This is a genomic window from Amnimonas aquatica (genome assembly GCF_002943415.1).
In the GTDB taxonomy this organism is placed as follows: domain Bacteria; phylum Pseudomonadota; class Gammaproteobacteria; order Pseudomonadales; family Moraxellaceae; genus Perlucidibaca; species Perlucidibaca aquatica_A.
Genome location: NZ_PTQZ01000075.1, coordinates 1 through 7656, shown reverse-complemented (window position 1 = coordinate 7656; position 7656 = coordinate 1). Strand labels below are relative to the sequence as shown.

Sequence of the window (7656 nt, the reverse complement as noted above, 5' to 3'; positions counted from 1 at the left end):
CCGGATAGCCCACGGCGGCAGCGAAGCGCCCGGCGTGCCAGATCTCGCTGAAACAGCCGCGCGCATCGCTGAAGCGCTCCGGCGTCAGCAGCAATGGCCCGTGAATATCCAGAGGCATCACACGCATCATGTCCCTCCGCCACGGCAACAAACCCTCATGCGCCCACCTGCGGCGGCAGCAGCCGGCCCAGCGTCACCGCCACCGCCGTCTCCACACGCAGGATGCGGCTGCCCAGGTCGCAGGCCTCGAGACCGGCTTCGCGCAGACGCTCGACCTCGTAGGGAATGAAGCCGCCCTCGGGCCCGATGGCCAGCAGCAGCGGCCCGCGCACATCGGCCGGACAGGCGGTTCCGGTGCCGGGATGAGCCAGCAGTCCGCGCCGGCCTGCCATCAGCCCCGGCAGCACATCCTCCACGAAGGGCTTGAAACGCGGCGCCAGCGTCACCCGCGGCAGCACGGTGTCGCGCGCCTGCTCCAGCCCCAGCACCAGCTGTTCGCGCACGGCCTCGGGCGCCAGCCAGGGGCTGTCCCAGAAGCTCTTCTCGACCCGGTAGCTGTTCAGCAGCACCAGCTCCTCCACCCCCAGCGTGGTCACCATCTGCAGGATGCGCTTGAGCATCTTGGGGCGCGGCAGCGCCAGCAGCAGGATGACCGGCTGCTTCGCCGGCGGCGGTGTCGCCAGGTCAGCGGTGGCGACGTCGAGCACCACCTGCGCTGGCGACACCTCGGCCACCAGCGCCTCGCCCATGCCGCCACCGATCAGGCCGACACGCAGGCGGTCGCCGGCCACCGCACGGTGCACCTGGCGCACGTGATCGGCGCGCCGGCCTTGCAGGCTCACCCGCCCCGGCGCCTCGAAGTCCGCCGGCTCCAGCAGCAGCAAGTTCATCCCTGCCGCTCCGGCACGGAGCCCAGCCAGGGGCGCAGCAAATCGAGCTGGCGCGCCACCGCGCCACGATTGGCCGCCAGCATGCGCAGCCCGGCCTCGCGGCGCGCCTGCGCCAGCGCGGGATCATCGAGCAGCGCCGCCAGCGCGCGCGCCAGCGCGGCGGCATCGTCCACCACCGCGAGGGCACCGGCGTCCAGCAGCTCCTGGTTGATGGCCTCGAAATTGAAGAAGTGCGGACCGGTGAGGGTCGGCACGCCCAATGCCAGCGGCTCCAGCACATTGTGGCCGCCGGTGGGCACCAGCGAACCGCCGACGAAGGCCACCCGCGCCAGCGCCAGCCAGCACAGCAGCTCGCCCATGCTGTCGCCGAGCAGCACCTGCGTGTCCGCGGCCACAGGACCGCCGTCGCTGCGGCGCACCAGCGCGAAGCCGCCCGCGACGACCTGGCGCGCGACATCATCGAAACGCTCGGGATGACGCGGCACCAGGATCAGCAGGGCATCGGGATGGTCCGCCAGCAGGGCGCGGTGCGCCGCCAGCACCTGCTCGTCCTCGCCGCCATGCGTGCTGGCCGCGACCCAGACCGGGCGCGCATGCAGCGCCCACGCCACGCGCCAGCGCGCGGCCTGCTCCAGCACGGCGTCCGGCACCTCGATATCGAACTTCAGGCTGCCGGTGCGGACCACGCGCTCCAGCGCCACGCCCAGGCCACGGAAGCGCGCGGCGGTGGGCTCGTCCTGCGCGGCGACCACGCTGAGATTGCCCGTCAGCTCGCGGGTGACCGCGCCCAGGCGACCGTAACCGCGCGCCGAGCGCTCCGACAGGCGGGCGTTGGCGAGCATCACCGGCAGCCCCTGCCGGCGCGATTCGGCCAGCATGTTCGGCCACAGCTCGGTCTCCATGATCACCAGCGCGCGCGGCTGCCAGCGCGTCAGGAAGCGACGGACCGCGCCCGGAAAGTCATAGGGCGCATAGACATGCAGCACCTCGTCGCCCCAGATGGCGCGCACCCGCTCCGAGCCGGTCGGCGTCATGGTGGTGATCAGCAGCGGCAGCGCCGGATACTGCCGGCGCAGGGCATCGACCAGCGGGCGTGCCGCCAGCGTCTCGCCCACCGACACCGCGTGCAGCCAGAGCGGCCGCACGGCAACCGGCGCCGACGCCCCTGCCGGCGCCAGGCCCAGGCGCTCGCGCCAGCGCAGGCGATAGGCCGGCGCCTGCCGGCCGCGCAGCCACAGGCGCAGGAACACGAACGGCGCCAGCAGGCGCAGGATGGTGGAGTACAGCCAGCGCGGCACGGAGGCCTCCTGATGTTCGGACCGGGGACGGTCAAAGGACTGGTGAGGCGGATTCTACCTCGCATACACTTTCCGGCCACGAACAAAGGGACGGGAAATGGCAGGCATCGTACGAGCGGATGACGGCTTCCGTTGGCAATGGCTGCATCCGCGCCACTGGCTGACCTGGCTGGTCTGCGCGGTCTTCATGCTCATGGCCTGGCTGCCCTGGGGCGTGCAGCGCCGCCTCGGCGCCACGCTGGGCTGGCTGGCATACCGCCTCGTGCCCCGGCGTGTCAGCGACACCCGCATCAATATCGGGCTGTGCTTCCCTGAGCTCGACGCCGACGAGCGCGAGGCCATGGTGCGCGATGTCTTCCGCCAGGGCGGCATCGGCGTTTTCGAGACCGCCAACGCCTGGTTCCGGCCAATGTCCGCGTACCGCGGGCGCGTCAACGCCATCGGCACCGAGCATGTCATCGAGGCCTCGAAGGCCGGTCGCGGCGTCATCATCCTCGGCGCCCACTACAGCGGACTGGACCTGAACGGCGCCGTGGCATCGCTGTACTTTCCGCTGCAGGTCATCTACCGGCCGCAGAACAACCCGGTGCTGGACTACATGGTGCGCGCTCGCCGCCGCCGCACCTACAGCGGCCAGATCGACCACGCCGACATGCGCTCGCTGTTCAAGGCACTGAAAGGCGGCGAGACCGTGTGGACCTCGGTGGACCAGGACTTCGGCCTCAAGCAGGGCATCATGGCACCGTTCTTCGGCTACCCGGCGGCGACGCTGACCGCGACCTCGCGCATGGCACGCATCAACCGGTCGCCGGTGGTCATGGTGCACTTCATGCGCAACCCGGACGAGCGCACCTACACGCTGCTGTTCACGCCGCCGCTGGAGGACTACCCCTGCGGCGACGACGCCACCGACGCCGCGCGCATCAATCACGAGCTCGAGCTGCTGATCCGGCGCGCGCCGGCGCAGTACATGTGGTTCCACCGGCGCTTCAAGAGCCGCCCCAGGGGCGAAGTCTCGCCCTATGGCGACAAGCTGAAGAAAAAGAAGAAACGTCGCGGGCACTGAGCTCGCCGCAGGAGATCCGCATGAACAGGCCATTGACCGTGCTGCAGGTGCTGCCGGCGCTGCACAGCGGAGGCGTCGAGCGCGGCACGCTGGAGATCGCGCGCGCGCTGGTGGCGGCGGGACATCGCTCGATCGTCGTGTCCAACGGCGGCCAGATGGTCGAGCAGCTGGTGCGCGAGGGCAGCGAGCACATCACCATGCCGGTGCATCGCAAGTCGCTCGCCAGCCTGCTCCGGATCCGGCCCTTCCGGCGCCTGCTCGCCGAGCTCAGGCCGGACATCGTGCATGCCCGCTCGCGCATTCCGGCCTGGATCGCCTGGCTGGCACTGCGCCGCATGGATCCGGCCACCCGGCCGCACTTCGTCACCACGGTGCACGGCATGTACTCGGTCAGCCCCTACAGCGCCATCATGACCCGGGGCGAGACGGTCATCGCCATTTCGGAAGCGGTGCTGGCCTATGTCCGCCAGAACTATCCGCAGTGCCCGGAGGAGCGCATCCGGCTGATCTACCGGGGCGCGGACACCCGGGAGTTCCNTTTCCCGGCCGCCTGTCGCGCATCAAGGGCCACGAAACCTTCCTCAAGCTGCTGCACGACCTGGTACCGGAGCATCCGGCGGTGCACGGGCTGATCATCGGCGGCGCCGAGGCGGCGAAAGAAGACTATGAAGCCGAGCTGCGCCAGCAGGTGGCAACGCTGGGCCTGCAGGACCGGATCACGTTCACCGGGCATCGTAATGACATGAACCGGGTGCTGACCCGCTGCGACCTGCTGCTGTCATTGCGGGTCACGCCCGAGGCCTTCGGGCGCACCACGCTGGAGCCGCTGCGGCTGGGTAAGCCGGTGATCGGCTGGGATGCCGGCGGCGCCGGCGAGATCCTGCGCAGGCTCTACCCGTTCGGCGCGGTGCCGGCCGGCCGCGACGACCTGCTGCTGGCAAGAGTCAGGGACTGGCTGGCAACCCCCACCACCCCGGCCGAACGCGATGACTTCCAGCTCTCGACCATGTGCGCGCAGACCCTGTCCGTGTACGCGGCGCTCGTCGGCGCAGGCACAGTCCGGCAGCCCCACTAATACGCCCGCAGCTCCGAGAGATGCCTCGACACACGCTGACTTCCCGACACGAGGCAGGTGCTTGCGACAATGGGCAGATGCTACATTACACGACCATCACATACCTATCCGTCTGCCTCCGGAAACGACAGCATGCGTGTCCTGCACATCGCCTACCAACAGCTTCGCCGCTACGGCCAGACCCGTGTCAGCTGGGCCGAGAAACTGACCTTCGGCCTGATCAAGAACGATCACTACGTCAAATGCTTCAGCGACCGCGACATCGCCGCCTTCGAAGCGCCGCTGGGGCTGCGCGACCTGGGGCACCGGAAAGCCAACCGCCGCCTGCTGGAAATGGTCGAGGCCATGGAGCCGGACGTGGTCATCGCCGGCCACTGCGACATCATTTCGAACGCCACGCTGCAGGAGATCCGCCGCCTGCGGCCGGGCGTGAAGATCGCGCACTGCAACAACGACCCGCTGTTCGTGCCCAGCAACGTGGAGCGCATCAAGTCGCGCGCCAGCGTCACCGACGCCGTCTTCGTCTCCACCGGACGTCGCGAGCTGGCGCAGTTCGAAGGCAATGGCGCCCGCGTCTACCACATGCCGAACCCGGTCGATGCCTCCATCGAGAACTTCGACAACTCGCTGCGCACCGACCTGCCGATCGACCTGCTGTTCTGCAGCAACAGCACCAACTTCACCAAGCGGCTGGAAATGATCGGCCGCTTCAGGGAAGCGCTGGCCGGCGAAATGAACTTCAAGACCTTCGGCAGCTTCGGCGAACCGCCGGTCTGGGGCCGGGACTACGACCGCACCCTGGGCCTGAGCAAGATGGGCCTGAACCTGAACCGCCAGGAAGGACACTACTGGTACTCGTCGGCACGCATGGCGCAGCTGGCGGGCAACGGCATCCTGCAGTTCACCCACGTCGGCCCGCGCTTCGACGAGCTGCTGCCGCCGGAAAGCGCGGTCTACTTCACCGACGAGGCCGACCTGCTGGCGAAGATCCGCGAGTTCCACCACGACGACGCCAAGCGCCAGGCCTGGGCGTCGCGCGCCCGCGCGTTCTTCCACGAAGAGATGAACACCCGCCTCTACGCCCAGTACATCGTCGAGGCGACCGCCGGCCTGCCCTTCAGCCACGACTACGTCTGGGCCCGCGACATCCACCCGGACGGCCGCATGAAATGACCCTGCAACTCGGCCAGTCGACCCCCTTCGCCCGTGGCGGCAACCGCCTGTGCTTCGTGCACCCGGACCATGCCGACCGCTGCGTCAAGGTCAGGCGCCCGGACTTCACGCTCGAGGACCTGCGCCGCAAGAAGGGCTTTCCCAAGAACCTGCGTCCGCTGTCGAGCTTCGATGACAACCTGGAGGAGTTCCGGGTCATGGCCGATATCGACCGTCGCGTCGGGGAGGAGGCCTACACGCTGGTCAGCCGCTGCTTCGGCTTCGAAGACACCGACATGGGGCGCGGACTGACCTCGGAGCTGATCCGCGATGCCGATCAGGGCATTTCGCACACGCTCAAGCAGGTCATCTGGGACCATGGCTACAGCGATGACCTGCGCGCCGCCGTGGCGCGCTTCGGCACCGCCTGGAGCCGCCTCGGCATGCCCTCGCGCGACCTGCTGGTGCACAACCTGCTGGTCCAGCGCGGCGCCGACGGCGAGATTCTCCGGCTGGTCGCGATCGATGGCCTGGGCAGCGCCAGCGCCCTGCCCGAAGGCTGGCGCACGCTGCGCTCGCGCCAGGCGCGGTCGGCGCGCAAGGTCGCCAACCTGCACGAGCGCATCGCCACCCTGCTGGCCGCGCGTGAACGTGGCGAGTTCCCCGGCACGCACGGCCTGCTGATGCATGACGGCCGTCCGGCGACCGCGGAGCAGCCGACCAAGGACCAACTCCCGGAGGAGCGCCAGACATGAGCGACAAGCCGCTGCGCCTGGCCCAGGTGCTCGCCGGCGCCGAACACGGTGGCGCCGAGAACTTCTTCGTCCGCCTCAATGCCGGGCTGGCGCATGCCGACGGCATCCGCGAGAAGGCCTACATCCGCAGCCATCCCCACCGGCTGGCAACGTTGCGCGAGCGCGGCGTGGAGACCGAGGGCTTCCGCTTCGGCGGCCGCCTGGACGTGATCGACGCCTGGCGTTTCCGCAGCGCCCTCAAGCGCTGGCAACCGGACATCGTCATGACCTGGATGGGCCGTGCCAGCCAGGTCACGCCCAGGGGCGACTACCTGCTGCTGAACCGGCTGGGCCACTATTACAACCTCAAGTACTACCGCAAGGCCGACTACTGGATCGGCATCAGCAAGGGCATCTGCCAGCACCTGATCGATGGCGGCATGCCGGCCGAGCGGGTGTTCCACATCCCCAACTTCGCCGACGAGTCGCCGGTCGAGCCGCTGCCGCGCAGCAGCTTCGACACCCCGGCCGACCGCCCGCTGCTGCTGGCCGCCGGTCGCCTGCACGAGAACAAGGGCTTCGACACCCTGCTGCGCGCCCTGCGCGACATCCCCGACACCATGCTCTGGCTCGCCGGCACCGGCCCGGAAGGCCCCGCGCTGAAGGCGCTCTGCCACGAGCTCGGCCTGGATGACCGCGTCCGCTTCCTGGGCTGGCGCAACGACGTCACCGCGCTGATGCGCACCGCCGACGTGTTCGTCTGCCCGTCGCGCCACGAGGGCCTGGGCTCCATCGTGCTGGAGTCGTGGGCGCACGGCTGCCCCATCGTCGCCACGGCCTCGCAGGGCCCGGCCGAGCTCATCGAGGATGGTGTCACCGGGCTGGTCACGCCCATCGACGAACCGGCGCCGCTGGCGGCGGCGATCAACCGCCTGCTCGCCGAGCCCGGCCTGCGCGACCTGCTGTCCGCACAGGCCGCCGACGTTTATGCCCGGCAATACAGCGAGGCCGTCATCGTCGAGGCCTATCGCCAGCTGTTCACCCAACTGAAGCTCAACGGCAGCCACCGCCAGGCCTGATCACCATGTCCATTCCCTGCTGGATCATCAGTCTCAACCCCGAATCGGCCAGCGCCTCGGCACTCAGCCAGGCCCTGAACGGACAAGGCGTGCCCCACGCCTTCTTTCCCGCCGTCGACGGACGCCAGGGGCTGCCGCCGCTGCAGGGCCGGGAGCGACTGGACGAGCGCCTGGCGCTGCTGCGTCACGGCAAGCTGCTCAGCGGCTCGCAGCTGGGCTGCTACCTCGCGCATTACCGCGCCCTGCAGAAGGCCTGGGACGAGGGCCTACCGCAGGTCTGCATCCTGGAGGACGACGTGGGCCTGGAGCCCGCCTTCGCCGCCGTGCTGGACAGCCTGTCACGGCTTCCGGAAGAGGTGGAG

At 69.4% G+C, this 7656-nt stretch carries 9 protein-coding genes; 7 read left to right on the top strand and 2 right to left on the bottom strand.

All coding sequences use genetic code 11. The features are described from left to right. Nucleotides 1-155: 155 nt before the first annotated feature. On the bottom strand, nucleotides 156-890 hold the full coding sequence (locus C5O18_RS04535) for a 16S rRNA (uracil(1498)-N(3))-methyltransferase (protein WP_105191852.1): 735 nt from the start codon (nucleotides 888-890) through the stop codon (nucleotides 156-158). Further along, complete coding sequence (gene waaA / locus C5O18_RS04530) at nucleotides 887-2188, bottom strand: lipid IV(A) 3-deoxy-D-manno-octulosonic acid transferase (protein WP_105191850.1); 1302 nt, start codon at nucleotides 2186-2188, stop codon at nucleotides 887-889. Before waaA ends, C5O18_RS04535 begins: the two co-directional genes overlap by 4 nt. Before the next feature lie 97 nt (nucleotides 2189-2285). On the opposite strand from waaA, the gene C5O18_RS04525 reads away from it, so the two are divergent. From C5O18_RS04525 to C5O18_RS04500, 7 genes are all read left to right on the top strand, one after another. Continuing rightward, nucleotides 2286-3254, top strand: coding sequence for an LpxL/LpxP family acyltransferase (locus tag C5O18_RS04525; RefSeq protein ID WP_105191848.1), 969 nt, complete (start codon nucleotides 2286-2288; stop codon nucleotides 3252-3254). Nucleotides 3255-3274: 20 nt separating this feature from the next. Then, on the top strand, nucleotides 3275-3886 hold the full coding sequence (locus tag C5O18_RS11125; RefSeq protein WP_241146738.1) for a glycosyltransferase: 612 nt from the start codon (nucleotides 3275-3277) through the stop codon (nucleotides 3884-3886). Further along, on the top strand, nucleotides 3805-4329 hold the full coding sequence (locus C5O18_RS11120; protein ID WP_241146739.1) for a glycosyltransferase: 525 nt from the start codon (nucleotides 3805-3807) through the stop codon (nucleotides 4327-4329). Before C5O18_RS11125 ends, C5O18_RS11120 begins: the two co-directional genes overlap by 82 nt. Before the next feature lie 132 nt (nucleotides 4330-4461). Next, entirely contained in the window at nucleotides 4462-5502 is a 1041-nt protein-coding gene (locus C5O18_RS04515) for a glycosyltransferase family protein (RefSeq protein WP_105191847.1), read from the top strand. Next, entirely contained in the window at nucleotides 5499-6236 is a 738-nt protein-coding gene (locus tag C5O18_RS04510) for a YrbL family protein (RefSeq protein ID WP_105191845.1), read from the top strand. The genes C5O18_RS04515 and C5O18_RS04510 overlap by 4 nt, the downstream gene beginning before the upstream one ends. Continuing rightward, the gene (locus tag C5O18_RS04505; protein ID WP_105191843.1) at nucleotides 6233-7294 is read left to right on the top strand and encodes a glycosyltransferase; all 1062 of its coding nucleotides are present in this window, start codon (nucleotides 6233-6235) and stop codon (nucleotides 7292-7294) included. The genes C5O18_RS04510 and C5O18_RS04505 overlap by 4 nt, the downstream gene beginning before the upstream one ends. A gap of 5 nt (nucleotides 7295-7299) precedes the next feature. Continuing rightward, on the top strand, nucleotides 7300-7656 hold a 357-nt coding region (locus C5O18_RS04500; RefSeq protein WP_146089206.1), incomplete at its 3' end, for a glycosyltransferase family 25 protein.